This is a genomic window from Ilumatobacteraceae bacterium (assembly GCA_033344875.1).
GTDB lineage: Bacteria > Actinomycetota > Acidimicrobiia > Acidimicrobiales > Ilumatobacteraceae > Ilumatobacter.
In genome coordinates this window covers 2952209-2978967 of the sequence record JAWPMO010000001.1, presented here as the reverse complement: position 1 = coordinate 2978967, position 26759 = coordinate 2952209, and the positions used below count along the sequence as shown (strand labels likewise).

The 26759-nt window shown below is 68.0% G+C and carries 23 protein-coding genes, 1 tRNA gene and 1 other RNA gene; 12 read left to right on the top strand and 13 right to left on the bottom strand.

Going from position 1 to position 26759, the window contains the following annotated elements:
* Window positions 1–3: 3 nt before the first annotated feature.
* Window positions 4–1596: a DUF389 domain-containing protein gene (locus tag R8G01_14070; protein ID MDW3215124.1), complete on the bottom strand. Its 1593-nt coding sequence runs from the start codon at window positions 1594–1596 to the stop codon at window positions 4–6.
* 102 nt (window positions 1597–1698) lie between these two features.
* On the opposite strand from R8G01_14070, the gene R8G01_14065 reads away from it, so the two are divergent.
* A complete protein-coding gene (locus R8G01_14065) occupies window positions 1699–2133 on the top strand; it encodes a phage tail protein (protein MDW3215123.1) in 435 nt (144 codons plus the stop codon).
* A gap of 18 nt (window positions 2134–2151) precedes the next feature.
* Here the strand turns inward: R8G01_14065 and R8G01_14060 are convergent, their stop codons facing one another.
* Window positions 2152–2544, bottom strand: coding sequence for a cobalamin B12-binding domain-containing protein (locus R8G01_14060; GenBank protein MDW3215122.1), 393 nt, complete (start codon window positions 2542–2544; stop codon window positions 2152–2154).
* A gap of 85 nt (window positions 2545–2629) precedes the next feature.
* A complete protein-coding gene (locus tag R8G01_14055) occupies window positions 2630–4330 on the bottom strand; it encodes a methylmalonyl-CoA mutase family protein (protein ID MDW3215121.1) in 1701 nt (566 codons plus the stop codon).
* A 40-nt stretch (window positions 4331–4370) separates the two neighbouring features.
* Between R8G01_14055 and R8G01_14050 the strand changes: the two genes are divergently transcribed.
* Window positions 4371–4898 (top strand): MarR family transcriptional regulator, encoded by a 528-nt coding sequence (locus R8G01_14050; GenBank protein ID MDW3215120.1) that lies wholly within the window; start codon window positions 4371–4373, stop codon window positions 4896–4898.
* A gap of 549 nt (window positions 4899–5447) precedes the next feature.
* On the opposite strand, the gene R8G01_14045 is transcribed toward R8G01_14050, so the two are convergent.
* Window positions 5448–6281: an enoyl-CoA hydratase gene (locus R8G01_14045; GenBank protein MDW3215119.1), complete on the bottom strand. Its 834-nt coding sequence runs from the start codon at window positions 6279–6281 to the stop codon at window positions 5448–5450.
* A 66-nt stretch (window positions 6282–6347) separates the two neighbouring features.
* Here R8G01_14045 and R8G01_14040 point away from each other — a divergent pair, with 66 nt between their 5' ends.
* Window positions 6348–7214, top strand: coding sequence for an aminotransferase class IV (locus R8G01_14040; GenBank protein MDW3215118.1), 867 nt, complete (start codon window positions 6348–6350; stop codon window positions 7212–7214).
* A gap of 709 nt (window positions 7215–7923) precedes the next feature.
* Here the strand turns inward: R8G01_14040 and R8G01_14035 are convergent.
* Window positions 7924–8880, bottom strand: a complete 957-nt coding sequence (locus tag R8G01_14035) for a hypothetical protein (protein ID MDW3215117.1) — start codon at window positions 8878–8880, stop codon at window positions 7924–7926.
* 343 nt (window positions 8881–9223) lie between these two features.
* Between R8G01_14035 and R8G01_14030 the strand changes: the two genes are divergently transcribed.
* Window positions 9224–9517: a hypothetical protein gene (locus R8G01_14030; protein MDW3215116.1), complete on the top strand. Its 294-nt coding sequence runs from the start codon at window positions 9224–9226 to the stop codon at window positions 9515–9517.
* Window positions 9518–9523: 6 nt separating this feature from the next.
* Here R8G01_14030 and tadA read toward each other — a convergent pair whose 3' ends face one another.
* Window positions 9524–9982, bottom strand: coding sequence for a tRNA adenosine(34) deaminase TadA (gene tadA, locus R8G01_14025; protein MDW3215115.1), 459 nt, complete (start codon window positions 9980–9982; stop codon window positions 9524–9526).
* 13 nt (window positions 9983–9995) lie between these two features.
* The gene (locus R8G01_14020) at window positions 9996–10880 is read right to left on the bottom strand and encodes a LysR family transcriptional regulator (GenBank protein MDW3215114.1); all 885 of its coding nucleotides are present in this window, start codon (window positions 10878–10880) and stop codon (window positions 9996–9998) included.
* Window positions 10881–10961: 81 nt separating this feature from the next.
* Here R8G01_14020 and R8G01_14015 point away from each other — a divergent pair, with 81 nt between their 5' ends.
* On the top strand, window positions 10962–11156 hold the full coding sequence (locus tag R8G01_14015) for a hypothetical protein (protein ID MDW3215113.1): 195 nt from the start codon (window positions 10962–10964) through the stop codon (window positions 11154–11156).
* A gap of 97 nt (window positions 11157–11253) precedes the next feature.
* Here the strand turns inward: R8G01_14015 and R8G01_14010 are convergent.
* Window positions 11254–11341 (bottom strand) — tRNA-Ser (locus R8G01_14010).
* A gap of 75 nt (window positions 11342–11416) precedes the next feature.
* On the opposite strand from R8G01_14010, the gene ffs reads away from it, so the two are divergent.
* From ffs to R8G01_13995, 3 genes are all read left to right on the top strand, one after another.
* Window positions 11417–11515, top strand: an RNA gene (gene ffs, locus R8G01_14005) — signal recognition particle sRNA small type.
* A 177-nt stretch (window positions 11516–11692) separates the two neighbouring features.
* The gene (locus tag R8G01_14000) at window positions 11693–12571 is read left to right on the top strand and encodes a 5'-3' exonuclease H3TH domain-containing protein (protein ID MDW3215112.1); all 879 of its coding nucleotides are present in this window, start codon (window positions 11693–11695) and stop codon (window positions 12569–12571) included.
* A 1112-nt stretch (window positions 12572–13683) separates the two neighbouring features.
* The gene (locus R8G01_13995; GenBank protein ID MDW3215111.1) at window positions 13684–14616 is read left to right on the top strand and encodes a DUF559 domain-containing protein; all 933 of its coding nucleotides are present in this window, start codon (window positions 13684–13686) and stop codon (window positions 14614–14616) included.
* 1018 nt (window positions 14617–15634) lie between these two features.
* Here the strand turns inward: R8G01_13995 and R8G01_13990 are convergent.
* The 4 genes from R8G01_13990 to R8G01_13975 are packed head-to-tail and all read right to left on the bottom strand — an operon-like array spanning window position 15635 to window position 20157.
* The gene (locus tag R8G01_13990; GenBank protein ID MDW3215110.1) at window positions 15635–16231 is read right to left on the bottom strand and encodes an ATP/GTP-binding protein; all 597 of its coding nucleotides are present in this window, start codon (window positions 16229–16231) and stop codon (window positions 15635–15637) included.
* Window positions 16215–16604 carry a DUF742 domain-containing protein gene (locus R8G01_13985; GenBank protein MDW3215109.1) on the bottom strand — a complete coding sequence of 130 codons (390 nt, stop codon included), beginning with the start codon at window positions 16602–16604 and terminating at the stop codon, window positions 16215–16217. The genes R8G01_13990 and R8G01_13985 overlap by 17 nt, the downstream gene beginning before the upstream one ends.
* Before the next feature lie 2 nt (window positions 16605–16606).
* On the bottom strand, window positions 16607–17026 hold the full coding sequence (locus R8G01_13980) for a roadblock/LC7 domain-containing protein (protein ID MDW3215108.1): 420 nt from the start codon (window positions 17024–17026) through the stop codon (window positions 16607–16609).
* A complete protein-coding gene (locus R8G01_13975) occupies window positions 17023–20157 on the bottom strand; it encodes a HAMP domain-containing protein (protein MDW3215107.1) in 3135 nt (1044 codons plus the stop codon). The genes R8G01_13980 and R8G01_13975 overlap by 4 nt, the downstream gene beginning before the upstream one ends.
* Window positions 20158–20485: 328 nt before the next feature.
* On the opposite strand from R8G01_13975, the gene R8G01_13970 reads away from it, so the two are divergent.
* From R8G01_13970 to R8G01_13960, 3 genes are read left to right on the top strand one after another with little or no spacing between them, the layout of a single operon-like run.
* Window positions 20486–21658, top strand: coding sequence for a hypothetical protein (locus tag R8G01_13970; protein MDW3215106.1), 1173 nt, complete (start codon window positions 20486–20488; stop codon window positions 21656–21658).
* Window positions 21659–21670: 12 nt separating this feature from the next.
* A complete protein-coding gene (locus tag R8G01_13965; GenBank protein ID MDW3215105.1) occupies window positions 21671–23458 on the top strand; it encodes a GspE/PulE family protein in 1788 nt (595 codons plus the stop codon).
* Between the two features lie 31 nt (window positions 23459–23489).
* Window positions 23490–24701 carry a type II secretion system F family protein gene (locus R8G01_13960; protein MDW3215104.1) on the top strand — a complete coding sequence of 404 codons (1212 nt, stop codon included), beginning with the start codon at window positions 23490–23492 and terminating at the stop codon, window positions 24699–24701.
* On the opposite strand, the gene R8G01_13955 is transcribed toward R8G01_13960, so the two are convergent.
* A complete protein-coding gene (locus R8G01_13955) occupies window positions 24702–25478 on the bottom strand; it encodes a prepilin peptidase (protein MDW3215103.1) in 777 nt (258 codons plus the stop codon).
* 47 nt (window positions 25479–25525) lie between these two features.
* On the opposite strand from R8G01_13955, the gene R8G01_13950 reads away from it, so the two are divergent.
* The gene (locus R8G01_13950) at window positions 25526–26758 is read left to right on the top strand and encodes a type IV pilus twitching motility protein PilT (GenBank protein MDW3215102.1); all 1233 of its coding nucleotides are present in this window, start codon (window positions 25526–25528) and stop codon (window positions 26756–26758) included.
* Window position 26759 lies beyond the last annotated feature (1 nt).

The following is a 26759-nucleotide window of genomic DNA, read 5'->3' as shown; positions in this document are numbered from 1 at the left end:
CGCTCAGTTCAGATCGGGGATCGCGACGACGTCGGGCGCGATCTCGATGACCGTCACCGGGAGCAGCCGGACCTCGACCCGGGTCGAACCGTCGATCGCATCGAGCACGATTCGGCGCAGCGTCTCGAGCCCGCGCGGTGTGCCGTCGGATCCGAGGTCGATCGTCGTCGTCCCGCCCGACACGTCGGATGCGATGTACCTCACACTCGACCGTGGTCCGATCCATGCCCGCACCAGACGGTCGACGCGAACTCCGGGCGGCTCACCGCCCAGACCGGGGTCGAACGATTGGATCCACTGCAGTTTGAGATCGACCGTTCGGCCGACGGCGTCGGCGACCTCGGCCGACAGCCCGGGCGCCGGTGGGGGAGCGGCGGGCCCGCTCACGGTCACATCGACGAGTCCGTCGTCGTAGACCAACTCGACGACCCGGAGCAGCACACCGTCGTCGGCCAGCCCGACGACCCAGCCGTCGATCACGTCGCGGACGACATCGGCCGGTTCGACGGCCGGCGGTGCGTCGGCGCGTGCGACGCCTTGCGACCGCTGATCCCAGCGGACGACCACCTCGGCGTCATCGCCGAGTTCCGGCACCAATCGCGTCGCGAGCAGGTGCGCTTCGGGCGGTTCGTCGGGTCCCGTCAGCTCGAGCCGGAGTTCAGGGCCGAGCACGTCGAGGCCGACGACGTCGAGTTGGAGGTCGCCGATCCACTCGTCGACCGTCACCGAGATGGCGGTCCGTTGTCGCGACGACGTCGCCGCATCGAGCGACCTGGTGGTGAGCGGTACCGCGATGAGCGCGGTTGCGAGGACGATGCCGATCGTCGTCATCGCGATGCGCGAACTCTGGAAGCACAGCCGGATCGTCGGGATCACGCCGGTTGCGAGGAACACCACGAGCGCGCTGAACGTGATGGCGAACAGGTTCGTGACGAACAGCAACGCCGAGCCCTCTGCCAGCACACGTTCCTGAGCATCGATCAAGATGCCGGTCGCCGCCAGCGGGGGGACCAGGGCGACCGCAACCGCGACGCCGGGGAGCGCACCGGACATGTCCTCGCGCGCCGTTGCGTAGGCGCCTGCGGCACCAGCAGCGACTGCGACGATGAGGTCGCGCACGTCGGGGCGGGTTCGGGCCAGCACCTCCGAATCGATCAGTACCGTCGGCAACACGCGCGCGAGGAACACCGAGAACAGCACAGACCAGACCGCCCCGATCGTGACGAGGAACGCTGCTTGGGCGGCGCGTTTACCGAGGCCCAATCCGACCGATGATGCGAAGGTCATGATCGGCGTCATCATCGGGGCGATCAGCATCGCTCCGATCACGACCGCCGCGGAGTTCGCGGCGAGCCCCATGACGGCGATGGTCACGGAGAGCGTGAGCATCAGCAGGAACCTGACGACCGATCGCCGATTCTGATTCGGCAGGAGTAGGGAGAAGATCCGCTGCTGTTCCTCGCGGTCGAGGTGTCCGTCGTCGAGCAGCAGGTGGTCGTACTCGACCCGAGGTCGTCGGACCTCGCCGGTGAGGTCTCGGAGACGCTGGAACGACCGCGGTTCGCGCCCGCCGTCGGCGGCTCGTTCCCCCGTCACGATGGGTGAAGCTAGTCGTCGGGGCCTCGGCTTTCGGCGATCGTGTACGTCGAGCAGTGGAACTCCCGCGTCGCGGCCGCTCGAATCTGACAACCTGGTGACATGCCGATCCAGCGAGACCATGCGTTCGAACGCTCCTACTTCCTGGTCGATCTCGGCGACGGAGCAGCACCGTTCCGATCCGTCGAGTTGCCGGTTGCGACGACCGACATCGTGGTGTCGCGTTCGGGTACCGACCGGACGGTCGAGCCGCAGAAGCGGCCCGGTCTGGTCGGCTACACCAACCTGGTGCTCGTCCGCGGGCTCATCGGACGAACCGACCTGTACGACTGGTGGGAGCAGGTTCGAGCCGGCGACGACGAGGTGCGGCGGAGCGTGACGGTCTCGTTGACCGACGAGCGGCACGAACCGGTCTGGACCTGGCGCTTCAGCGACGCATTCCCGGCCGTGTACCGGTTCTCGGCGCTCGATGCCGACAGCAGCGAGCTGGTCGACGAGGTGCTCGAGTTGACGTTCTCGCGCATGTCGGTCGTCTGAGTTCGAGCTCGATCGGCCTCAACCGGTCGTGACCGCGTTGCGGACCTCGTTCGCGATCTGCTCGGCGGTTGCGCCGGGGGTCAGCACCGTGGAGATCCCGGCAGCCCGGAGCTCGTCGAGGTCGTGGTCGGGCACGATGCCACCGAGGATGATCGGGATCTCGCTCCCGCGTTTGCGCACCTCGGCGACGACGAGCGGCGCGAGCGTCATGTGGGCACCCGACAGCATCGACAGGCCGATCGCGTCGACGTCCTCGTCGACGGCTGCTGCGGCGACCGTCTCGGGTGTCTGGAACAAGCCGGTGTAGATCACCTCGAACCCGGCGTCGCGCAGGATCCGGGCGACGACCTTGATCCCGCGGTCGTGCCCGTCGAGGCCGACCTTGGCGATGAGGATACGCTCGCCGCTCATCGTGTTCTCCGGCCGCGCAGGCTGCTCGTTCGTTCGCCGACGCTCGCCTGCGTCGCGGTGTTCGTCGGGGTCGGGCGAGCGTGCATCAGATCACCGGGACTTCGACGTGGCGGCCGAACTCGGACTCCATCGTGCCCATGATCTCACCGAGCGTCGCGTACACCTTCACTGCGTCGATCAGCGCCGGCATCAGGTTGACCTCGGGGTCGGCGGCGTCGGTCCGCACCCGGGCGAGTGCGGCGTCGACGGCGCTCTGGTCGCGATCGTGACGAATCTGGTCGAGTCGTTTGCGTTGGCGTGACTCGTCTTCGGTCGTGATCCGCAGCAGGTCGATCTGGTCGTCGTCGTTGCCGTCGGTGAACCCGTTGACCCCCACCGTGATCCGGCGACCGGCGTTCAGCTTGCGTTCGAGGTCGTACGCCGAGTCGGCGATGCGGCCCTGGAACCAGTTCTCCTCGATGCCGGCGATCGCTCCTTCGAGCATCGAGCCGTCGCCGAGTTCGTCGAGGTGTGCGAACAGTTCCTCGGCCTGACGTTCCATCTCGTCGGTCAGTGCCTCGACGAAGTGGGAACCGCCGAGCGGGTCGGCGACGTGGGCGACGTTGGTCTCGTTGGCGATCACCTGCTGCGTGCGGAGCGCGATGCGGGCGGCCTTCTCGGTCGGGAGCGCGAGCGCTTCGTCCATCGAGTTGGTGTGCAGCGACTGCGCACCACCGAGCACTCCGGCCATCGCCTCGATCGCCGTGCGCACGATGTTGACCTCGGGCTGCTGGGCGGTGAGCGACACGCCGGCGGTCTGGCAGTGGAACCGGAGCTGCATCGAGCGTTCGCTCTGAGCGCCGTACCGTTCCTTCATCCAGCGTGCCCAGATGCGGCGGGCGGCGCGGTACTTGGCGATCTCTTCGAAGAAGTCGATGTGGGCGTTGAAGAAGAAGCTGAGCCGAGGCGCGAACGCGTCGACGTCGAGCCCGGCCTGCATCGCGAGTTCGACGTAGGCGAACCCGTTGGCGAGCGTGAACGCGAGCTCTTCGACCGCGGTCGACCCGGCCTCGCGGATGTGATAGCCGGAGATCGAGATCGAGTGCCACCTCGGCATCTCGGCGGCGGTGAAGTCGATCGTGTCGCGGACGAGCCGCATCGACTGGCGGGGCGGGAACACGAACTCCTTCTGCGCCTGGTACTCCTTCAGGATGTCGTTCTGGAGGGTGCCGCCGAGCTTCGCCCGGGGGATGCCGGCCTGCTCCGCCTGCGCCACGAACATCGCGAAGATCACGGCGGCGGGGGAGTTGATCGTCATCGACGTGGTGATCTCGCCGAGGTCGATGTCGCGGTAGAGGTCGGCCATGTCGGCGATCGTGTCGATCGCGACGCCGCAGCGCCCGACCTCGCCGAGCGCCATCGGGTCGTCGGAGTCGATGCCGAGCAGGGTCGGCATGTCGAAGGCGGTCGAGAGTCCGTCGCCGCCCGATTTGATGATCTCCTTGAAGCGCCAGTTGGTGTCGTCGGCGGTGCCGAAGCCGGCGAACATCCGCATCGTCCAGAGCTTCGAGCGGTACATCGAGCTGTACGGACCACGGGTGTACGGGTACTGCCCGGGGAACTCGCCGTCGTCGGGCCCGTAGACCGGGTCGAGCGGGATCCCCGACATCGTCTCGAAGTCGGCGTCGCGCAGGCGGGACGCTCCGAACGACGCTTCCCAGATCTCGCGGTTCGTGGGCTGCTCGGCGGTTGCTGTGTCGTCGTTCGCCGTGTCGTTCGCCGTGTCGTCGTTCGTTCGTTCGGCCATGGTTGACACTTTACTTTGATATCAAACTAAAGTCCATGTCGTGGACGTGGACGTGGACGTGGACGTGAAGGCGCCGAACAGCGATCCGATCGAACTGGCGCGCCAGAACTGGGTCGCGGCGGGCTGGGCCGATGCCGCCGACGGGATGGCTCTGGTGACGACGATCATGCGTGTGCAGCAGCTGCTGCTGGCCGAGATCGAGTCGACGCTGCGGCCGTTCGGGCTGACCTTCGCCCGCTTCGAGCTGTTGCGACTGCTGGCGTTCACGCGCCGCGGCGAGTTGCCGGCCGGCAAGATCGGTGAGCGGTTGCAGATCCACCCGGCCAGCGTGACCAGTGCCGTGCAGCGTCTGGTCGAGGCGGGCCTCGCCGATCGTCGGGCCAACCCCGCCGACGGCCGCGGTGTCCTGGTGGCGATCACCCCGCGGGGGCGCGATCTCGTCGAGCGCTGTACCGAGCTGCTGAACGCCGGTGTGTTCGCCCCCCTGTCGATCGACGGCGATCGCCACGACGTCGTCATCTCGTCACTCCGCACGCTGCGCCAGTCCCTCGGCGACCTGCAGATCTGACCGCCCCGCCCCGCCCCGCCCCGAGAGGACCAGCCGGCCGTGTCGCGGTCTCGCGTGTGGCAGGCACAGGTTCGCGACAAGGCCGGCGGGGAGGTGGGCGCCGGCTGGGCTGTGTCGCGATTCTGCGTGTGGTGGGCACAGGTTCGCGACAGGGCCGGCGGGGAGGTGGGCGCCGGCCGGGCGGTGTCGCGATTCTGCGTGTGGTGGGTGCAGGTTCGCGACAGGGCCGGCGGGGAGGTGGGCGCCGGTCGGGCGGTGTCGCGGTTTGGGGGCTGGTGGGCGCAGGTTCGCGACAGGGCCGGCGGGGGGTGGTGGCTGGTCGGGCTGTGTCGCGGTTTGGGGGCTGGGGGGTGCAGGTTCGCGACAAGGTCGGCGGGGGTGGTGGCTGGTCGGGCTGTGTCGCGGTTTCGGGGCTGGTGACCGCAGGTTCGCGACAGGGCCGGCGGGGAGGTGGGCGCCGGTCGGGCGGTGTCGCGGTTTGGGGGCTGGTGGGCGCAGGTTCGCGACAGGGCCGGCGGGGGAATGGAGCGAAGTCGAGTGCTCGCGGGGTCAGGCTTCGTCGCGGATCACTTGGAGGCCGGCGGGGTCGACGAGGCTGTCGTGCAGGCGCAGGTTGTGGTTGTGGCCGACGTGGTGCAGCCCGAACGCCGACTGGATCGACGTGTACATCCCCATCGCGTCGAGGCTGTTGTTGACGCTCTGCTTCGACAGCGTGAGGCCGATCATCGGACGTTTGGCGATGTGTTGGGCCATCGCCAGCGTCTCCGATTCGAGGTCGTCCCGGCTGACGACCCGGTTGACCATCCCGTGGCGGTACGCCTCGTCGGCGGTGATCGCGCGGCCGGTGAACAGCATCTCCTTGGCGAGCCGGGCGCCGGCTTCGTACGGGTGTGTGAAGTACTCGTGGCCGTTGACGCCGAACGCGACGACCGGGTCGGAGAACGTGGCGTCGTCGCTGCAGACGACGAGGTCCATTGGCCAGACGAGCATCAGCCCGCCGGCGATCACCTTGCCCTGCACCTGGGCGATCGTGGGCTTGGGGATGTTGCGCCACCGCCAGCAGAGCCCGACGTACATCTCGGCCTCGGTCGCCATGTACCCCTCGGCGCCGTCGCTGTCGAAACAGCACCAGGTGCCGATCGGGTCGATCCCGCTCATGTCGGTGCCGGCGCGCAAGTCGTGACCCGACGAGAAGTGGTTGCCGTCGGCGGCGAGGATGATCACCCGGACCTCGTCGTCACGGGCGGCGCAATCGAACGCCTGATTGAGCTCGCTGAGCATCTGGTAGTCCTGCGCGTTGGCGGTCTGCGGGCGTGCGAGGACGATGCGGGCCACGCGCTCGGCCGGTTGTTCGTAGCGGATGTGTTCCCAGTCGTCGCTCATCGTGTGAGTCTCGCGCCGCCGTCTTCCATGTCTCGACGTGGGCGGCGCGGTGCCAAGATGTCGCCGATGTCTGGCGATGAACCCGTCCTGTATCTCAACGGTGGGTTCGTCCCTGCGGCGACGGCGACGGTGTCGGTCGACGATCGAGGGTTCCTGTTCGCCGACGGCTGCTACGAGGTGACGGTCGCGATCGAGGGGCAACCGATCGCGCTCGATCGGCACCTCGCCCGACTACAGCGGACACTCGACTCGATCCGCATCGACTTCGACGCGGCGTCGCTGGCGCCGATCCACCACGAACTGATCGAACGCAACGGTCTCGCTGATGCCGCGCTCGCGACGGTCTACGTGCAGATCACGCGCGGGGTGGCGCCTCGGACGCACGCGTTCCCGGTGGGTGTGCCGCCGACGGTGCTGGTCCGCGCGCAGGCGATCGCCGGGCCGTCGCGAGCGGCGATCGAGAACGGCTCGCGGGCGATCACCGGCGACGACATCCGGTGGGGTCGCGTCGACATGAAGACGACGGGGCTGCTCCCGAACGTGCTGGCCGAACAGGCCGCGCTCGACGCCGGCGTCGATGACGTGATCCTGCACCGCGACGGTGTGGTGACCGAGGGCTCGCACACCAACGTGTTCGGGGTGATCGACGGTGGGTTGGTCACCGCCCCTGCCGACCACCGCATCCTGCCCGGCGTGGTGCGCGGCATCGTGATCGAGGCGGCGCACGGCGTGGGGTTGGCGGTTGCGGAACGCGAGTGGACACTCGACGAACTGGCGGCAGCCGACGAGGTGTTCATGACGAGCACCACCGCGGGGGCGCGGCCGATCATCGAGGTCGACGGGGCCCCGGTCGGTGCCGGCCGCCGCGGTCCGGTGACGACGCGGGTGCAGGGGCTCTACGGCGAGTTCGTGGCCGCCGAGCGCCGGGGCTGAATCACGCCGCCCGCTGATGGAATGAGGCGGGGCGTTTGCGGTCGAGCGGCCCCGGGTGCCAGCCGGTCGACCAGCTGGAGCGATGATGCATCGACTGACCGCGCCCCCCGACGACGACGGTGACGCAACCGACGTCGCCGGCAACGCCACCGCCTCCAGCAACAAACATGCTGGAGGCGCTGCTCGAAACGTTGCCCAGGATCGGGATCGCAATCGTCGTGCTCGTCGTCGCTGCAATCATCCGTCGGGTCGTGGCGTGTTCTCGATCGCGATCGGGTTCGCATTTCTGGACTTCTTGGCGAACCAGCTCTGTCGACGAGGTCGAATCGGCTACCGTCCGCCCCGGCCTCGGGGTCGGTCGCCCCGTACACCGGGTGTCCAACTCGGCCGTTCACCATCGCGCCGGCGCACATCGCGCAGGGTTCGAGGATGACGACCAGCGTGCGCGGATTGCTGCCTCGGGGTCCGACGTTCTCGTCGAGTGGTCAGCGGTGAGCACGGGCCCGGATCCCGCCCTCATGGCTCGCCTCGCGAACAAGTACCTGGGTCTCGATCGGCATCCCTTGGCCCTGCGGGACCCCCGACCAGCGGGGGGCGGGCCGTGTTGCCGTCGATCGAATCGCCGGCTCCGGCCCGTGGGTCGAAACCGTCGCCGCACTGCGCTGAGAGCGAACCGTCGAGGCCCCGACGTGTTCACGCCGGGCTCGTTCTAGTGCGGCACCGGAACGAGTTTGGGCCACCGAGCGGTCAACAGCCGGAGGACGTCTTCGTCCGTCACCGAAGCGCCGGATGGCAAACCTTCCAGGTTCTCGGCGAACACGCGGTACACCTGCGCCGGATCGAGGTCATCGGTGTGGCCGTCGTAGGTCTGTGCCGCGGCCTCGTCGGCGAAGACGTACGCCTTCCACGACAACGAGCACCGGACCGCGGTCGATGGCCACCGACCGATCACCATCTCCCCGTCTCGGAGTGCGAAACCATCGCCGGTTGCGAACACTTCACTCGTGGGAGTCAGCGAAGCCGACGGTGGCCCGGTCGGCGACTCGAACGCACCGACCGCGTGAAACATTCGATCGTTGTCCGAAACGATGGCCCGGTTCGAAAGCGGAGGTGGGTACCGAATCGGTGGATTCCCCGGCCCCGACGACCAGAGCACGAAATCGCCGCGCGGACCGTCCCACACCCAGGTCACCGCAGTGCAGATGTCGAGCTGCCAACGTGCGAACAGCCCGGACCGATTCATGAGATGCAGCAAGGCAACCGGGTACTTGTCCCGGGTCATCCCGCGGAACTCGGGTACGTCGGTGTGACCCATGTCGGTGCTCATCGCGGGCATCTGGACGTTGGCGTACAACGTGTGGGGGCGCACCACGCGGCCGCCGAAGACCGACTTGGCCGCGTCTGCGAATCCCGGGTGGTCGAGTAGTTCCTGGGCCCCGGCAACCAGCGGTTTCGAACCAATGGCCCAATCCTGGCGATACCACGGCACGCCCACCGTCGATGCGCCACCACCCGGCATCTGCGATGCTGCCCCCGCGGCGGACAGGTAGCGCCCCTGGTTCCAGTACGGGCCATTGGCCTGGAACATCGCTGCGAGATCTGTTGCCGGCAAGGCCGCTCCGGGCCCGAAAACCGGTTGCATCTCGATCACCGGGACTGCGGTCATGTGTCCATCTCCATCAATAGTCGTTTCGGGGCGACCAGCCGAAAGGCGTCCTCGACGGTACGAGAAACCTGGCCCCGGTCAGGAGCCACCTCGATGATCGAGTTCGCGGTCTCGCCCCGTGGCCGAACTGTACCGGCAAGACTGCAAGCAAGGCTGTACGACACGTGCGGCGAGACCGTGTTCGACTTCTCACCTTCGACCGCGCCGAGAAGCGCAACGCGCGCTCGTCCCCACCGCGATCCACGAGATCTGTCAGGCGCTGATCGACCTCCTGAACGACGAGGGACCCGCGGTCGACGAGGGGGTCCTCCCCGGAGGGGATGACAACACAATCAGGGCCGGGATGGACCTCGGGTCGTCCTCGGCCAAACCCGGGCGCGTCGAGCACGGCGCGCTGACGGTGACCGAACGCGTCGCCGACGAGATCGGCACGGAGCTCGGGAACGAAATCGGCGGCACGGTCCGATTCGCCGACCTGGCGGCGGCCGACGAGGTGTTCATGACGAGCACCACCGCGGGGGCTCGCCCGATCACCGAGGTCGACGGGGCCCCGGTCGGTGCCGGCCGCCGCGGTCCGGTGACGACGCGGGTGCAGGGGCTCTACGCCGAGTTCGTGGCCGCCGAGCGCCGGGGCTGAACCCGGTCAGCGTCGTTTGGCGCGGAAGAAGTCGACGAGCAGTCGGCCGCACTCGTCGGCGAGGACCCCGGTCGTGCGCGGGACCCGATGGTTGAGCAACTCGCTGTCGACGAGGTCGAATCGGCTGCCGGCAGCACCGGCCTTCGGGTCGGTGGCGCCATAGACGAGGTGCCCGACGCGGCCGTTCACCATGGCGCCCGCGCACATCGCACACGGCTCGAGGGTGACGACCAGGGTGCAGTCGTCGAGGCGCCAGTGACCGATCCTCGCCGACGCGTCGCGCATCGCGAGCACTTCGGCGTGGGCGGTCGGGTCGCCGGTCAGCTCACGTTCGTTGTGACGCGCCGCGATGATCTCACCGTCGCGCACGATCACCGCACCGACCGGCACGTCGTCGTGGGTGAGCGCGGCTCTCGCCTGGTCGAGCGCGGCGCGCATCGCTGCCTCGTGGTCGGCGTCGGTCACGGACGGCAGTCTGTCATTGCTGCACGGCGAGCACCGCCGGCTCGAGCAGCTGTTCGGCGATGACGCTCACGAGCGCGGCCGCGGCGGCCGCTGTTTCGCCGGGCACGGTACGAGCGATCTGGTGGACCCGGGGGAGCGGCGGCAGCGTGGCGGCGCGCGGCCACTCGATGATGTCGTCGGCGATGAAGTGTTCGCTGAGCACGCCGACGCCGAGCCCGGCTTCGATTGCTGCGACCACGCCGCGGGTCGCCGATCCCGAGAACGCGTTGGCGAACTCGATGCCGTTCGCCGCGAGGATCGGTTCGCCGAGCCGGCGGTAGAAGCAGAGGTCGCCGAACGTGACGAGCGGCACGGTGCCCTCGTCGTAGGTCCAGCTGCGGTGGGTGAGCCACCTCAGTTGGTCGGTCCACAGCACGGTGTCGTCGTGTCGGACCTGGTCGTCGGTGACCTGGATGAGGACGACGTCGAGCTTGCCGTCGTCGACCAGTTTCGCCAGCCGCACCGTGTGGTCGATCACGAACTCGATCGTCGCGTTGGGGTGGGCCAGTCGGAATCGACCGAGCATGGACGCGATCTGGGGCGTGTCGATCTCCTCGTTCGAACCGAGCTTGATCGTGCCCGTGAGTTCGGAGCTCCGGAGTCGCCAGACGGCACCGTCGTGCAGGGCGACGATCGAGCGTGCGTCGTCGAGCAGCGCTCGGCCGTCGCGCGTCGGACGGATGGTGTGCCCGTCGCGGATCAGCAGCGGACGACCGACCCGCTCCTCGAGGCGCTTGATCTTCCAGCTGACCGCCGATTGCGTCATGTCGAGCCGCTCCGCGGCGCGTGTCATGCCGCCGGTGTCGAGCACGGCGAGGTAGGTGCGGAGCGACTCGACGTCGAGCTGCAGATCGGACATCCCGACAGTATGACGTGATGTCATGAATAGTACAAACGGTTGTGAGTTGCGTCATGGATTATGAGGCCGGACACTGTGCGCATGACTGTGATCGAGATCCCCCGAGCCGTGCTCCATCGAGTCCAGCGTCGTGACGAGACGCTCCCCGCGTCGGCGAGTGGTCGTCCCGCGTTGCGTCGGAGTGTCCAGCGTCTGAAGTCGCACCCCGGTGCGGGTACGTCGCCATACGCCGCCGCACTCGATTCGGTGCGCGACGTGCGGCCGCCACGCTGGTGACCGTGCTGCCCGGCGAACGCTGACCGGGCGCGGAACACGGCCCGTCGGAGCCGGCGCCGCCCCGCGGTGGGGGTGCCGGACTCGGAACCGAGCCGTGTGGCGGAGAGGGTGGGATTCGAACCCACGGACCCGTGAAGGTCACACGCTTTCCAAGCGTGCCGATTCGGCCGCTCTCGCACCCCTCCAGGTGTTGTGCGGTGACACGATATCTGGCCGCTAACCTGATCAGCACTCGTCGGGTTCCCGGCGGGTGAGGTGGTGGTCGGGTCCTGTGCAATGGGCGCCCGTGAACCAGGTCAGGCCAGGAATGGAGCAGCCTTCATCGGCATCGCTCGTGTGCCGCAGACCGCCTGGCCACCACCTCACTCACCAGGAGCCCGACGTTGTCGTTTTCCGGCCGCGTTCCCGGACGTCGTTGTCCGGACGTCGGTGGTGGTCGGCGTGGCGTGGTCGGCGTGGCGGTCGGCGGTGGGGCGGGCGTTTCGTGGCGCGGTCTCCTGCACCGTGTCCGAGGACGCTGCAGTACGGTTGCAGGCGTGAAGGTGCACCTGGTCGACGGAACCTACGAGTTGTTCCGGCAACACTTCGGCAGCGCGAACCGGCGCGGCGAATCCGGGCGTGAGGCGGGCGAGTTCGATGCCACGATCGGTGTCCTCACGTCGACGCTGCAGCTGATCGAGGAAGGCGCGACCCACGTCGGTGTCGCCAGCGACCACACGATCGAGTCGTTCCGCAACGAGCTCTACGACGGCTACAAGACCAGCGAGGGCATGCTGCCCGAACTGCTCCACCAGATCCCGATCATGGAGGATGCGCTCGAGGCGATGGGCGTCACCACCTGGCGGATGGTCGAGTGGGAGGCCGATGACGCGCTCGGTGCGGCGGCCCACGTCGCCGATCAGGACGAGCGGGTCGAGCAGGTGTTGATCGTCACGCCCGACAAGGACCTCGGCCAGTGCGTGGTCGGTCGACGCGTCGTGCAGTACGACCGTCGCAAGCGCGAGGTCATCGACGAGGCGGGCGTGCAGGAGAAGTTCGGCGTCGGTCCGGCCTCGATCCCTGATTACCTCGGCCTCGTCGGCGACACGGCCGACGGTTTCCCCGGGCTGGCGGGCTGGGGTGCGAAGTCGGCGTCACGGGTGCTCGACCGGTACGTCCACATCGAGGACATCCCGGCGGAGGCGAGCCTGTGGGAGGTCGAGGGGTTGCGCGGCGCAGCCAAGCTGTCGAAGACGTTGCAGGCCAACATGGAGGACGCGCTGCTGTTCCGGATCATCGCCACGGTCGACCGGGCGGTACCCGTCGGCACGGTCGACGAGTGGAAGTGGACCGGTCCGACCGACGAGTTCGCCGCCATGTGTGATCGCCTCGGCGTCCCCGCCCTGGCCACCCGAGCCGCCGCCCTCGCCCCCTGACGCCGCGGGCTCGGGGCCCGGGGCCCCGAGCACGCGACACGGCGCGTCGCTGTCGGTCGAATCACCACTGACGTCAACGTTCGCCCAGACGGTTCCGCTCCCCGCAGTCCGTGTCGCGATGTTGTGCACCCCGGCCCCAGGTTCGCGACACGCCCCGGGGCAGGCGTGGGCGGGCCGCATCGAGGCGAATGCCGTCAACTCACGTGCCGTGTCGCGATGTTGTGCGCCCCGGCCCCAGGTTCGCGACACGGTCGGTGGTGGTGTCGGCTGCATCGAGGCGGATGCTGTCAACTCACGTGCCGTGTCGCGGTTCTGTGCGCCCCGGCCCCAGGTTCGCGACACGGCCCGGGGCAAGCGTGGGCCTGTCGCGATGTTGTGCGCCCCGGCCCCAGGTTCGCGACACGGTCGGTGGTGGTGTCGGCTGCATCGAGGCGAATGCCGTCAACTCACGTGCCGTGTCGCGATGTTGTGCACCCCGGCCCCAGGTTCGCGACACGGCCCGGGGGCAAGCGTGGGCGTGTCGCGATGGCGTGCCTGGTGGCCACGTGGCCGCGACACGGTTCGACCGCGGTAGCCGCCGCTGACGGTGTGTGGTGCCGGGCTCTGATGCCGTGTCGCGGTCGTGTGCCCGGGCCCCAGGTTCGCGACGCGGTCGGTGGTGGTGTCGGCCGCATCGAGGCGGATGCTGCCAACCCACATGCCGTGTCGCGATGTTGTGCGCCCCGGCCCCAGGTTCGCGACACGGCCCAGGGGCAAGCGTGGGCGTGTCGCGATGGCGTGTGCCCCGGCCCCAGGTTCGCGACACGGCCGGGGGCAGGCATGGGCGTGTCGCGATGGCGTGCCTGGTGGCGACGAGGCCGCGACACGGTTCGGCGGGCGCGATCGAGAGATCGGCGTCGACGCTCGCTTCGAGCATCGGCCCCTTGTGGCGGTGCGCGTCGTCGCCACGCTTTTCGCGACACGGCGACCGACGATCGAACGGGCGCGATGCGAGCGAACTGTGTCGCGGTACTGCGCGATACCGGTACATACTCGCGACACGGCTATGCGGGTGGGGACCGATCCTGGCGCGTCGTTCCGGATTGAGGCCGCCCATTCCCCACAGTCCGGGCATGGACGTCGATCGACTCATCGCCGAGATCTCGGCAATCGCCGGCCGGCAGTACGGCCTGGTCCGCACCGACCAGGTGCCCGCCGCCGAGCAGAGCCGTCTGCGTCACGTTGCCCGGCGGGGCATTCTCGTGCGGGTGGCCAAGGGTGTCTATCGAGTCGCGGGCGCCCCCGAGACCTGGCATCAGCATCTCCAGGCCGGCGTCTGGTCGCTCGGGCCGACCACCGTGGTGAGCCATCGGGCGGCTGCACAACTGCACGGCTTCGACGGTTTCGAGGGTGAAGTGGTGGAGTTCACCATCGACCGTTCGTGTCGCGGCCGCCGTCCATCCGCCGTGCCGTGCACGGTGCACACCACGACCTACCGGCGACCGCGTGACCGAGTGTCGGTCGACGGGTTTCCGACCACGTCGCCGATTCGCACCGTCATCGACCTGGCCAGGGATCGAGCCTCGACCGACGAACTCGAGCGGGCCGTCGACTCGGCGATCCGGACGCGGGGCGCGACGCTGGAGCTGATCTTCGAACGACTCGCCCTGATCCGTGGCCCCGGTAGCTGGGGGTTGGGGCGCCTCTACTCGGTGTTGACATCGTCCGGTGGGCACACCGTGCTCGAGCGCAGGTTCATCCAACTGGTCCAGGGCGCCGGAATACCGGTGCCAACGCCGCAGGTGGTGCATCGACTCGATGGACGTCACGTGGCGCGTGTCGACTTCGCGTTCGGCGATCACGGTGTCGTCGTCGAGGTGTCCGGCGGCCGCGGCCATTCCTCCCCGCGCGAGCGGGCGAAGGATGCCCGACGCCGAAACGACCTGCAGCGGCTCGGACAGCTCGTGCTCGAGTTCACCTTCGAGCAGGTGATCCACGACCCACTGATGGTGATCGAGGTGCTACGGACCACGCTCGCCGGTCGATCCTCCCGCCCGTCCGCCTGACCGCCCGGCGCGCGAGGCACCGCCGTGTCGCGTTCTTGGGGCCGTGGGGCTCAGGTGCGCGACATGGTGTCGGATGGGCCGCAGGTTCGCGACACGGTCTGGGTTCGGCTACCAGGATTTGGGGGTGTGTCGCGTTCTTGGGGCTGTGGGGCTCAGGTGCGCGACATGGTGTCGGATGGATCGCAGGTTCGCGGCACGGCTGGCTGTGGGTGGGTCCGGGTGGGGTGTGTCGCGGGTTTGCGTCCGTGGGCTGCAGGTTCGCGACACGGTCTGGGTTCGGCTACCAGGACTTGGGGGTGTGTCGCGTTCTTGGGGCCGTGGGGCTCAGGTGCGCGACACGGTGTCGGATGGGCCGCAGGTTCGCGACGCGGTCTGGCGGTGGGTGGGTCCGGGTGGGGTGTGTCGCGTTCTTGGGGCCGTGGGGCTCAGGTGCGCGACACGGTGTCGGATGGGCCGCAGGTTCGCGACGCGATCTGGCGGTGGGTGGGTCCGGGTGGGGTGTGTCGCGGGTTTGCGTCCGTGGGCCTCAGGTTCGCGACATGGTGTGCGTTCGGTTCAGGGGCCGGTGGGGTGTGTCGCGGGTTTGCGTCGGTGGGGCTCAGGTTCGCGACGCGGTCTGGCGGTGGGTGGGGTCCGGGTGGGGTGTGTCGCGGGTTTGCGTCGGTGGGCCGCAGGTTCGCGACACGGTCTGGGTTCGGCTACTAGGACTTGGGGGTGTGTCGCGGGTTTGCGTCGGTGGGGCGCAGGTTCGCGACATGGTGTGCGTTCGGTTCAGGGGCCGGTGGGGTGTGTCGCGGGTTTGCGCCCGTGGGCCGCAGGTTCGCGACACGGCGCGCCGCCACTCGAATCAGCCACGCGAGTCAACCTCTGCAATCGGCCGGGTCAACGGCTGCAATCGGCCGGGTCAATCACTGCAATCGGCTGCGATCGGTCCTCGGGCGGCTACCCGTGGCCGTGCCGTGTGTTGGGTCCGCCGACCAACGACACGACACGGCCTGGGCCGCTTGGGGGATGGCGATCAGGCCCGAACTTGGGCCTGAGATCGTTCACGCAGGAGCGCGAGTTCGACGAGTGCGATCAGACCGTTCTTGACGTCTTCGCGCTGGCGTGCGTCGCAGAACAGCATCGGAACGTTGCCGTCGACCTGCACGGCCTCGCGGACCGCTTCGATCGCGTGCGTCTTCTGTCCGTCGAACGGGTTCACCGCGACGATGAACGGCATGCTGCGCGCCTCGAAGTAGTCGATCGCGGCGAAGCAGTCGCCCAGCCGTCGGGTGTCGGCCAGGATGACGGCCCCGATCGCGCCGCGAGACAGCTCGTTCCACATGAAGTGGAAGCGTTCCTGGCCGGGTGTGCCGAACAGATACAGCACGATCTCGGGGGTGAGCGAGATGCGACCGAAGTCCATCGCGACCGTGGTCGTCTCCTTCTTGGAGATGTGCGACAGGTCGTCGACGTCGGCGGACGCGGTGGTCATCATCGCCTCGGACCGGAGCGGCTCGATTTCCGAGATCGTGTTGACGAACGTCGACTTGCCGACGCCGAAGCCGCCGGCCACGACGATCTTGACCGGGATCTTGCCCGGTGCAGCGGTGGGATCAGAGGTTGCGGACACCGTCGAGCACCCTTTCCAAGAGACTTCCGAAGTTCTGTGTGGTGACGGGTTGGTGGAGGACCACGGCGCCGTCGGCGATGAGGTCGGCGACGAGCACGCGGGCGACGCCCAGCGGGAGCTCGAGCCGAGCGGAGAGCTCGATGAGTGCCATCGGGGTCTGCACGAGCTCGATGAGCCGGGCAGCTTCCCAGCGATAGACACCGAGGTGCTGCGAGGCACGGGTGCTCGCCTGGATCTGTGACTCGAGGCCGATCTCGACCTCGCCACCCGTGCGACCGCCCGTGATGGCATACGGCCGAATCAGACGGCCGGTTGCGTCGCCTTCGTCATCGGCCTCGATGTCATCACCGAGGAGTTCGGTCTCGTCGATCATGGTCACCCCCTGGAGAGCATGAGGCTCTTGAGTTCTTCTCGCAGCTCGGGGGTGAGCACGTCACCGGCGCGGTCTGCGAACACGGCGATCTCGTAGCCGATCGTGCCGATGTCGGCGTTGGCTCCCGTGACGACGCACATGAGTGAGCCGTCCCGGATGCCGGTGACGAACATCCAGCCCTGTTCCATTTCGATGATCACGTTCGAGACCGCACCGGCGCCGAAGCGTCCGGCCGATCCGTAGGCGAGCCCGATCATGCCCGAGGCGACGGCGGCGAGTCGTTCGCCTGCCTCCCGGTCGACACCGTCGGAGACGGCGAGGGGCAATCCATCGGACGAGACCACGACGGCCTGTCGAACGGCGGCGACCTGCTGGACGAAACGTCCAACGAGCCAGTTGAGGTTCTCTGCTGCTGCGTTCATCGGGGATCCCCTCCGAGATCAGGGTTCTGGTCGGTGTAGATGTCGTGGCCCCCGGCGTTGTCGCCGGAGGCGCTGGTGAACTCGGACTGGAACGCCCGCAGGCGGTCGCGCAGTGCGCTCGGGTCGACCCGGCTCTGGGTGACGGGCAGCGGTTCGTCGACGATCGGTGCCGATTCGCCGACCCGGTCACGGGTCGGGAGCGAGGCGGCAGCGGGTGCGTTGACGGCGGCTCGGCCACTGTCGAAGGCGGCGAGCGCAGCCTGGAGCGCACCCGGTTCGCTGGTGGTGACCGGGCTGTCGCCCGAGGCGTTCGCCGGCATCGCGAGTCGGTCGGGGCCTTCGGGGCCGGTGCCGCGCTGTGTGCGGGTCGGCAGGGCCGGTGCGGTGTCGGTGACGGTCGGGGTCGGTGCGGGCCGTGCGGTGTCGGGGCTGACCGGACGGCGGCTGAGACCGTTGGCCGACATCGGGGGTGCCGGCGGCACGTCGAACTCGGGTCGGGCCGACGCCGGCGGCGGCAGGTTGAAGTTCGGCGCGGCCGGCACGGCGGGTGGGGCCGGCTCGGCGACCGGCTCGGGTGTGACCTCGGCGACCGGTTCGGGTGTGACCTCGATGACCGGTGCGGGTGTGACCTCGGCGACCGGTGCGGGTGTGACCTCGGCGACCGGTGCGGGGTCGACGCTCGGCAGCGCCGGTTCGGGGGCGACCTCGGCGACCGGTGCTGGCTCGACACTCGGCAGCGCCGGTTCGGCAGGAGTCGGTTCGGCGGATGCCGGGGTGTCCCACGATGAGTCGAACGACGAGAGGTCGAGCGACATCTTCGTCCAGTCGGAGGGTTCGGCTGCCACGGGGGCTGCCGACTCGGCAGCGACCATCGGCTCGGCAGCGACCATCGGCTCGGCGAGGGTCGGCTCGGCGACCGTCGGCTCGGCCACGACCGGTTCCTCGGCGACCATCGGCTCGGCAGCCACGACGGGCTCCTCGACCGGCTCGGGGATCCGCAACGGCTCCGGCGACGGCGCCACGCTGGGCGACTCCGACGGCTCGACCGTCACGGCCGGCTCGGCAACGGCCATCGGCTCGGCAGCGGCCGGCTCGGCAACGGCCGGCTCGGCAACGGCCGGCTCGGCAACAGCCGGCTCGACGACAGCGGGCTCGGCAGTGGCCGGTTCGGCGGTGGCGGCGGCGACCGGTTGGTCGTTCCAGGCGATCATCTGCTCGCCGGTCTGCTGCGGCTCGGCGGCGACCGCGGGCGGCTGCTCGGCCGGGGCGTCCATCGGTCCGAACAGGCTGCTCGGGAGGACGACGTCGACGGTGAGTCCGGGGCTGCCGGCGCTGAGCGTCACGTTGATGCCGTGCTTGTTGGCGAGCAGCGACACGACGGAGATACCGAGCGTCGACTCGACCGAGAGGCCGACGATCGGCGGCTCACGGAGCAGTTCGTTGAGTTCGGACAACCGGTCCGGTCCGATGCCGACGCCGTCGTCGACGATGCGGAGCATGTAGGAGTCGTCGGCACGACGGCCGCCGATGCGGACCGCGCTGCCCGGAGGGCTGAACGAGGTGGCATTGTCGAGCAGCTCGGCGATGAGGTGCGAGATGTCGGCGACGACGTTGCCGCGGACCTGCAGGCTCTCGAGGTGCTGGATCTCGATGCGGCGGTAGTCCTCGACCTCACCGATCGAGGCACGCACGACGTCGTCGATCTCGGTGGCCTTGACCCGGCGACGCTTCGGCTCGGCGTTCGCGAGCACGAGCAGCGATTCGCTGTTGCGGCGCATGCGGGTGGCGAGGTGGTCGAGCTGGTAGTAGTTCGACAACACCTGGTGGTCGTCGACGCTGGCCTCGAACTCGTCGAGCATCGAGAGCTGCCGGTCGATGAGCGACCGGTTCCGTCGGGCCATCGTGATGAAGATGTCGGACACGCCACGGCGGAGCACTTCGACCTGCTCGTGGGCCACGTCGATGAGGGTCTCCTGCATCGAGTTGAAGGCGTGCGCCAGGTCGGCGAGGTCGTCGCTGCCCTTGGCGTCGACCGGTTCGATCTCGGGGAGCACCGCCTTGCCGCGAGGATCGCGGAGTGCTTCGACGAGTGCCGGCAGCTGATCGGAGGCGACCTTGTTGGCGCTGTTGGCGACCGCCTTGACCCGGCGGGTCACCGAGCGGGTGATGAACCAGGCGACGATCGCACCGACGAGGACGACGGCGAGGATGATGCCGATGCGACGCAGCGTGGCGGAGCGGGTGGCGTCGGCCTGGGCGTTGGCGCCCTCGACGATGCTCTGGCTGATCGTGCGCTCGAAGTCGACGACCTGGTCGATGAAGGTGTCGAAGCCGGCGCTGTCGAACAGTTCGACGGTCCCGGCGTCGGCCGCACGGGCGGCGCTGGTGAGTTCGGTGTTGTAGCGACCGAGCGTGGTCGTGAACCCGGACTGGCGGAACTCGGCGCCCCAGTCTTCGGGGGCGATGGCCTCGAACTCACCGAACGTGGTGAGGAGGCTGGCATAGGCGGCTCGCGACTGCGCCAGCGGGGAGTTGTCGGTGGGGTCGGTCTCCCAGGCACGGGTGCCGGCGAGGACGTCGTTGGCGTGCAGCTTGGCTTCGGCGAGCTTCACGACGGCGAGCAGCTCACGGCCGAGCTCGGCATCGCCGGCTTCCGACGGGAGGAGCTGGCCGACGGCCACGAACTCCCGGGCGGCCATGGCGTACGCATCGATCGGGTCGACGTCGGTGGCCATCTCCGGTGCGATCGCCGCCATGTCGATGTTGCGGCGGGCGGCGGAGAGTGCGGAACGTCCTGCGGTCACGTGGGCGCTGGCGGCCTCGAAGGCGCCGAGCCCCTCGATCGAGAGACGCAGGTCGTTGAGTGCCTGGTCGGTCACACGGCGGACGCCGGCGTCGGCGGTGGCGACGTCGCCGGAACCGCTGTCGTCGTCGAGCGTGTCGGCCTCGGCCTCCACGGCGTTCAGGGCGGTGATCAGTGGCTCCCACACGCTGCCCAGGTCGGCGCCGCTCTCGGCGCGCTCGATCTTGTCGAGGTCGCTGCGCACGGTGAGTGCGAGCAGGCCGCCGACCGCGATGATGAGGGGCAGGGCGGCGGCGAACAGCTTGGTCGAAAGTGAGAGGCGTCGCATGTAAGGCGTTTCCTTCGGTTGGTTCCTGATCGGTCGCCGTGTCCTGTGGATTCGCCGTTCCCGGCGGCATCCGTTGAGCACGTCGGCGATCGAGCGTGTCGAACCTCTATCGGGGGCGCCATCGACTATCTTGAGCAAAAGCGAACACTCACGAGGACAAGAGTGCGAGCATGGAGATCGAGACCACTCTTTTCGGGGGTATCGCGCCGGCGTCCAATCGTCTGCGGTTCCTCAAGCTTCCCGGAGCTTCGACCGATAGGTGGCTCGTGACCCACAAGGGTTCGCCGCCACGAACCTGTGGCGGTCCAGCGGGAGGATCGTTTCTGACATGACGAGTGAGATCGACGAGTTTCGAAAGGGTTTGGTGTCTGCTGTGCAGGCCGAACTCGAACGTCACGCGTCCGCCGTCGTGGCCGAAGTCGACCGACTGCGCGAGCAGGGCGAGCGTGAGCGAGCCGAGATGCGCCAGGAGTTCCGCGAGCAGATCGCTGCGATCGCCGCGGCGGTCGAGCAGAACCAGGCCAAGGCCTCTGAGTACACCGACCAGACTCGGTCGACGATCGAGCAGAAGATCGCCGAGGCCGACACGCGTCAGACGCGCCGCCTCGACGATGCCACGTCCGGTCTCGACGGGCTGGTCACCGAGGCGGTCCGACCGGTCGTCGGTGGTCTGCGAGACGACTACGAGGCGATGACCCGCAAGGTCGACGGTCTCGACACCAACCTTCGCAAGTTCGACGAGCAGGCCGCTCGCATGGTCACCTACTTCAACGACGTGTCGTCGCAGATGGAGGCCAAGCAGGATGAGCTCGGCGAGACCCTCAAGACCGACGTCGCCGAACAGATCGCCACACTGAAGCAGCTCGTCGAGGAGAACGACTCGTCGGTGCGCCGGTTCCAGAACGAGGTCGGTCAGTCGGTCTCGGCGAAGGTCAACGACGCCGAGGACCGTTTCAACAACCGGCTGCTCGCCGCCGAGAGCCGGATGAAGGAAGACGCCGGCCAGCAGATCGCCGACATCCAGGCCCACGTCGGCCGTGTCAGCACCGGCCTCGACGAGACGATGACGGTGCTCAACGAGCGGATCGCGAAGTTCGAGGATCGCTTCGTCGAGACCGACCGTCGGATCGAGGCGCTGTCCGAGTCGGTCGAGGGCATCGACCAGGACGCGCTCGAAGAACTCAAGGACAAGATGTCGAGTGCCGCCGGTGAGGCGATGCTCGTTCGCATCGAGATGGAGCGTCTCGAGAAGAACATCGCGGAGAAGACCGACGGTCTCGTCGTGCGCATGACCGATGTCGAGACCCAGCTGCAAGACGCCACGATGGACGTGTCGACGGCCGTGCAGCTCGATCGTCTCGAGGAGATCGAGCGCTCGTTGCTCGAACTCGATCCAAACCAATTCGTCCGCAAAGACGAATCGTCGAACGAATCAGTGAAGAAGGACGCTCAGGATGCCGATGGAGACGTCGGCGTATCCAGTGACGGCTACGAGATGTAACGGGGACCAGCGATGGCACTGCGCAAGAGCAAAGACGACAAGCGAGCACCCGAGTCGAACGACACGGGCGCGCCCGCTGGTGGCGTCGCTGTCGAGGAACGCCCCGGTGAGAGCGTCGAGGAGTGTGTCGCCCTCGGGCAGGCGCTGGTCGAAGGAGGCCACCTGCCGAGCGAGTCGCTCGCGGAGGCGCTGACCGACGGCAAGGGCGAACTGTGGCAGTTCGGCAACATCGCGTTGACGAAGTACGGCGTCGGTCGTCGTGAGTACGCGGCGGCGCTCGGCAAGGCGTGCGGTCTGCCGGTGGCCAACACCCAGGAGACCGAAGCCAACGGCGAGATCGCCGAGCAGGTCGACGAGGCCACGGCCCGCAAGTTCTACTTCGTCCCGGTCGCCGAAGAGGGTGGCAAGATCGTCGTCTGGGGCGCCGACTGTTCGCAGGCCAAGCGCGACGCCGCCGAGGCCGCGGCCGGCAAGAAGTTCGAGTGGTTCGCCACCGACCCGAAGACGGTCACCTCCTACATGGAGCAGATGTGGCGCTCCGACGCCGACATCGGCCGTCTCGTCGCCACGTTCCAAGAGGCCGACGCTGCCCATCAGGCGGGCGAAGAGGCGCTCAACGAGGTCAGCCTCGATGATCAGGCCCCGGTCGTCCAGCTCGTGTCGCGGATCGTCGGTCAGGCGCTGCGCGACCGTGCGTCCGACATCCACATCGAGCCGCTCGACAAGGAAGTCCGTGTCCGGTACCGCATCGACGGTCAGCTGGTCGAGGCGGTGCGTCTGCCGAACTCGGCGCACAACCCGCTCGTCAGCCGCCTGAAGATCATGTCGGCGATGAACATCGTCGAGAAGCGTGCACCGCAGGACGGCCAGTTCTCCACCGTCGTCGACGGTCGCCCGCTCGACGTGCGTGTCTCGACCGTCGCCACCGTGTTCGGTGAGAAGGTCGTCATGCGTCTGCTCGACAAGAGCAAGTCGATGGTCGGTCTGCACGAGCTCGGCATGCCGCGCGAGACCTACAACACCTACTCCAAGATCGTCCACGCGCCGTACGGCATGGTGATCTGTGCCGGTCCGACCGGTGCCGGCAAGACCACGACCCTGTACGCGACGCTGCTCGAGATCAACTCGACCGGCAAGAACGTGACCACGATCGAAGACCCGGTCGAGTACGTGTTCCCCGGCATCAACCAGGTGGGCACCAACGAACGTGCCGGTCTGACCTTCGCCACCGGCCTCAAGGCCCTCCTCCGACAGGACCCCGACGTCATCCTCGTCGGTGAGGTTCGCGACGCCGACACCGCCCGCATCGCGGTGCAGTCGGCGCTCACCGGTCACTTCGTGCTCTCGTCACTCCACGGCAACGACTCGGTCGCCGCCGTGCACCGTCTGCTCGACATGGGCATCGAGGCGTTCCTCGTCGCGTCGGCCGTCGTGGCCGTCGTGTCGCAGCGCCTCGTGCGCCGCCTGTGCGACAACTGCAAGGAGGAGTACGAGCCCACCGCCGACGAGATCGCCGTGTTCCGCCAGCATTCGGGCGGTTCCGACAAGGTCCACTTCTTCCGGGGCAAGGGCTGCAGCTACTGCTCGAACACCGGTTTCCACGGCCGCATCGGTGTGTACGAGTTGCTGAAGATCACGCCGGAGCTTCGGCGCCTGATCGTCGGCTGGGCCACCACCGAAGAGCTCCGCCGTCTGGCCGTCGCCCAGGGCATGCGCACGATGTTGCGTGAAGCCATGCAGCTCGTCGAAGACGACGTGACCACCATCCCCGAGGTCGTCAAGACCTTGTTCGCCTCATGATTTTCGACTCTCTCACCCTCCGGAGCATCTGATGCCCAAGTTCGCTTATTCCGCCATCGATTCGTCGGGCGCCGAGATCGAGGGCACCACCAAGGCCGACACGGTCGGTACGGCGCGTTCGCTCCTGGTCGAACAGAACCTGTTCCCGATCAAGATCGAGGAAGCCCGCGGGATGCTCGATTTCGAGCTGACCAAGGAGAAGGTCAAGAAGAAGAACCTGATGAACTTCACCCGCCAGCTGGCGGTGTTCGTCAAGGCGGGTATCCCGATCACCGACGCGCTCACCACGATCGGCGACGAGTCGACCGACGTCGCGCTTCGTCGTGCGCTGACCGAGATGGTCGACGACCTCCGCAACGGCGGATTGTTCTCGGCCGCTGCGGCCCAGCACCCGCAGGTGTTCCCGAACTACTACATCGGCATCCTCCAGGCCGCCGAGCTGACGGGTCGTCTCGACGAGTCACTCGATTCGCTCGCCGAGTTCATCAAGCGTGAGATGGACACCCGCTCCAAGGTCGTCGGCGCGCTCGCCTATCCGCTGGTCGTCATGGCCTCGTCGGTGGTCACCGTGATGATCCTCGCCGGCTACGTGCTGCCGCAGTTCAAACCGCTGTTCGAAGAGCTCGACGCGGAACTGCCACTGCCGACCCGGATGATGCTGTTCATCGCCCGGTTCTTCACCGACCTCTGGTACATCACCGCGATTGCGTTCCTGATGGGCATCGCGACGGTCGCGTTTCTAGCGATGCACCCCACCGGCAAGGAGATCTGGCAACGGGTCTCGCTCAAGCTGCCGGTCATCGGCGGCATCATCGAGTACGCGATCCTCGAACGGTTCTGCGCCGTGCTCGGCACCATGTTGGTCGCCGGCGTTGCCGTGCCGTCGGCGATGGAGACCACGACCGAGGCGGTCGCGAACGTCGTCTACCGAGAACAGCTCGACATCGCCCGTCAGCAGATGCTCGAGGGTTCGGGGTTCACCCAGCCGTTGATCGAGACCGAACTCTTCCCGGGCGCTGCCCGTCAGATGTTCAAGGTCGGCGAAGAGACCGGAACGCTCGATCAGCAGCTCGAGGTCGCGGCCGAGTACTTCAACCGTGAACTCGAGTTCCGGATCCAGCGGTTCACCACGATGTTCGAGCCGATCATGATCATCTTCGTCGGCTTGATCGTGGGTTTCGTCGCCGTCGCGCTCGTGTCGGCCATGTACGGCGTGCTCAACGGCGTGAAGAGCGACGTGTGATCAGCCATGCCAGATCAGATCGACGGCCGCTTGGCCGATGAACACGGCGACCACGGCACCGGCGGCGAGGAACGGGCCGAACGGCAACGCCGTCTTGCGCCCGGCCTTGCCGACGCTCATCGCCACGACGCCGATCACCGCGCCGAGCAAGAAGCCGAAGAACAGGCCGATCGGCACGATGCCCGGGTTCAGGTAGCCGAGGTGCATGCCGAGCAGAGGGGCGAGGCGCACGTCGCCGTCGCCCATCCCGCCACGGCTGGCCACGTAGATGATGCCCATGATCGCCAGCGCGATGCCGGCACCGAAGGCGGCCTGCCAGATGCGTTCGGGTTCGTCGTCGACCAGCGCAGCGATCACCAGGAACGGTGCGCTCAGCGCGATCGCGGTGTACGTGATCTCGCGCGGCAGCCGGAACGTGTGCAGGTCGATCCAGACCAGCGCCACCAGCGCTGCGGCCATCACGCAGAACGCGACCAGTGCGATGTCGGCCCCGAACTTCAGGCCGAACAGCACGAACAGGGCGGCGTTCGCCGTCTCGATGATCAACGGTTCGGTCCCGATCGGGTTGCCGCAGTGTCGGCACTTCCCGCGCAGGGTCAGCCAACTTCCGATCGGTACCAGGTCAGGTGCCGTCAGGCGGTTCCCGCACGCGCCACACGCGCTCGGGGGCTGCACCACCGATCCGCCACGCGGCACGCGATCGACCACCACGGTCAAGAACGAGCCGATCAACAACCCCATTACGGCGCAGGCAACAAGAACCAGTGTCGTTTCCATCTCGTCAGCACGCTAGGCCCAACGGGTCGTCGCGGAAGGGAACTCTGATGTTCGATCCAGATCCGGTGCTCGTCACCTTGTTGCAGGCCACCGTCAACAGCGGTGCCTCCGACCTCCACCTCACCGTCGGCCGCGCGCCGACCGCTCGACGCGACGGCACGCTCGTCAGCTTCGAGAACGTCAAGATTCTCGAGAACGCCGACACCGAGCGGATGATCATGTCGCTGCTCGACGAGAAGCAGAAGCGCGAACTCGACGACGTGTACCAGGTCGACTTCTCGTTCGGCATCTCCGGCCTCGGCCGCTTCCGTGCCAACGCCTACAACCAGCGCAACTCGCTGGCCCTGGCGCTTCGCGTCATCCCGTTCCGGGTGCGTTCGCTCGAAGAGCTCGGTTGCCCGCGTTCGGTCACCACGCTGCTCAACCGGCCGTACGGTCTGGTGCTCGCGGTGGGTCCGACCGGTTCGGGCAAGTCGACCACGCTGGCGGCGATGATCGACCGGATCAACGAGACCAAGCCGGTGCACATCCTCACCATCGAAGACCCGGTCGAGTACCTGCACCACCACAAGGTCGCGATGGTCAACCAGCGCGAGGTCGGCACCGACGCCGTGTCGTTCGAGCAGGGTCTGCGGTCTGCACTTCGTGAAGACCCCGACGTCGTGCTCCTCGGTGAGATGCGAGATCTGGAGTCGATCCAGATCGCTCTCAGCCTCGCCGAGACCGGCCACCTCGTGTTCGCCACGTTGCACACCAACGACGCGTCGCAGGCGCTCGACCGCATGATCGACGTCTTCCCGTCCGACAAGCGCGACCAGATCCAGACCATGCTCGCCGGAGCGCTCCAGGGGGTCATGTCGCAGCGTCTGCTGCCGGCGATCAGCGGCGGTCGTGTCGCGGCGTACGAGGTGCTGATGGGCACCGAGGCGGTGCGCAACCTCGTCCGTGAGGGCAAGAGCCGTCAGCTCCGCAACGTGGTCGCCACCGGTGGCCCCGACGGCATGCAGACGATCGAGATGGACCTCGCCCGTCTGGTCACCTCCGGTCTGGTGACGATGGAGATGGCGCAGTCGATCTCCGCCTACCCGGCCGAGATCCAGGCGCAGGTGTCGACGCTCCGTTCGCAGGCACAGGCGCAGGCCACGACCGCGTCGGGCCAGTCGGCCACCTCGGGTTCGGGCGTCCGCTCGGGCGAGGAGCAGGCCTCGGCCGGAACGAACGGCGACGGCGCCCCGACCAACGAAGCCGGGCAGCCGGCCGAGCCGGCTCCCGCCGGCTGAC

Bases quoted from the DNA above. Each gene is read 5' to 3' on its own strand.
- R8G01_13975 (MDW3215107.1), bottom strand. From the start codon at position 20,157: ATGCGACGCCTCTCACTTTCGACCAAGCTGTTCGCCGCCGCCCTGCCC.
- R8G01_14045 (MDW3215119.1), bottom strand. From the start codon at position 6,281: ATGAGCGACGACTGGGAACACATCCGCTACGAACAACCGGCCGAGCGC.
- R8G01_13995 (MDW3215111.1), top strand. From the start codon at position 13,684: ATGGACGTCGATCGACTCATCGCCGAGATCTCGGCAATCGCCGGCCGG.
- R8G01_13950 (MDW3215102.1), top strand. From the start codon at position 25,526: ATGTTCGATCCAGATCCGGTGCTCGTCACCTTGTTGCAGGCCACCGTC.
- R8G01_13965 (MDW3215105.1), top strand. From the start codon at position 21,671: ATGGCACTGCGCAAGAGCAAAGACGACAAGCGAGCACCCGAGTCGAAC.
- R8G01_14020 (MDW3215114.1), bottom strand. From the start codon at position 10,880: ATGTCCGATCTGCAGCTCGACGTCGAGTCGCTCCGCACCTACCTCGCC.
- R8G01_13980 (MDW3215108.1), bottom strand. From the start codon at position 17,026: ATGAACGCAGCAGCAGAGAACCTCAACTGGCTCGTTGGACGTTTCGTC.
- R8G01_14035 (MDW3215117.1), bottom strand. From the start codon at position 8,880: ATGACCGCAGTCCCGGTGATCGAGATGCAACCGGTTTTCGGGCCCGGA.
- R8G01_14015 (MDW3215113.1), top strand. From the start codon at position 10,962: ATGACTGTGATCGAGATCCCCCGAGCCGTGCTCCATCGAGTCCAGCGT.
- R8G01_14030 (MDW3215116.1), top strand. From the start codon at position 9,224: ATGGACCTCGGGTCGTCCTCGGCCAAACCCGGGCGCGTCGAGCACGGC.
- R8G01_13955 (MDW3215103.1), bottom strand. From the start codon at position 25,478: ATGGAAACGACACTGGTTCTTGTTGCCTGCGCCGTAATGGGGTTGTTG.
- R8G01_14065 (MDW3215123.1), top strand. From the start codon at position 1,699: ATGCCGATCCAGCGAGACCATGCGTTCGAACGCTCCTACTTCCTGGTC.
- R8G01_14060 (MDW3215122.1), bottom strand. From the start codon at position 2,544: ATGAGCGGCGAGCGTATCCTCATCGCCAAGGTCGGCCTCGACGGGCAC.
- R8G01_13970 (MDW3215106.1), top strand. From the start codon at position 20,486: ATGACGAGTGAGATCGACGAGTTTCGAAAGGGTTTGGTGTCTGCTGTG.
- R8G01_14055 (MDW3215121.1), bottom strand. From the start codon at position 4,330: ATGGCCGAACGAACGAACGACGACACGGCGAACGACACGGCGAACGAC.
- R8G01_13960 (MDW3215104.1), top strand. From the start codon at position 23,490: ATGCCCAAGTTCGCTTATTCCGCCATCGATTCGTCGGGCGCCGAGATC.
- R8G01_13985 (MDW3215109.1), bottom strand. From the start codon at position 16,604: ATGATCGACGAGACCGAACTCCTCGGTGATGACATCGAGGCCGATGAC.
- R8G01_14040 (MDW3215118.1), top strand. From the start codon at position 6,348: ATGTCTGGCGATGAACCCGTCCTGTATCTCAACGGTGGGTTCGTCCCT.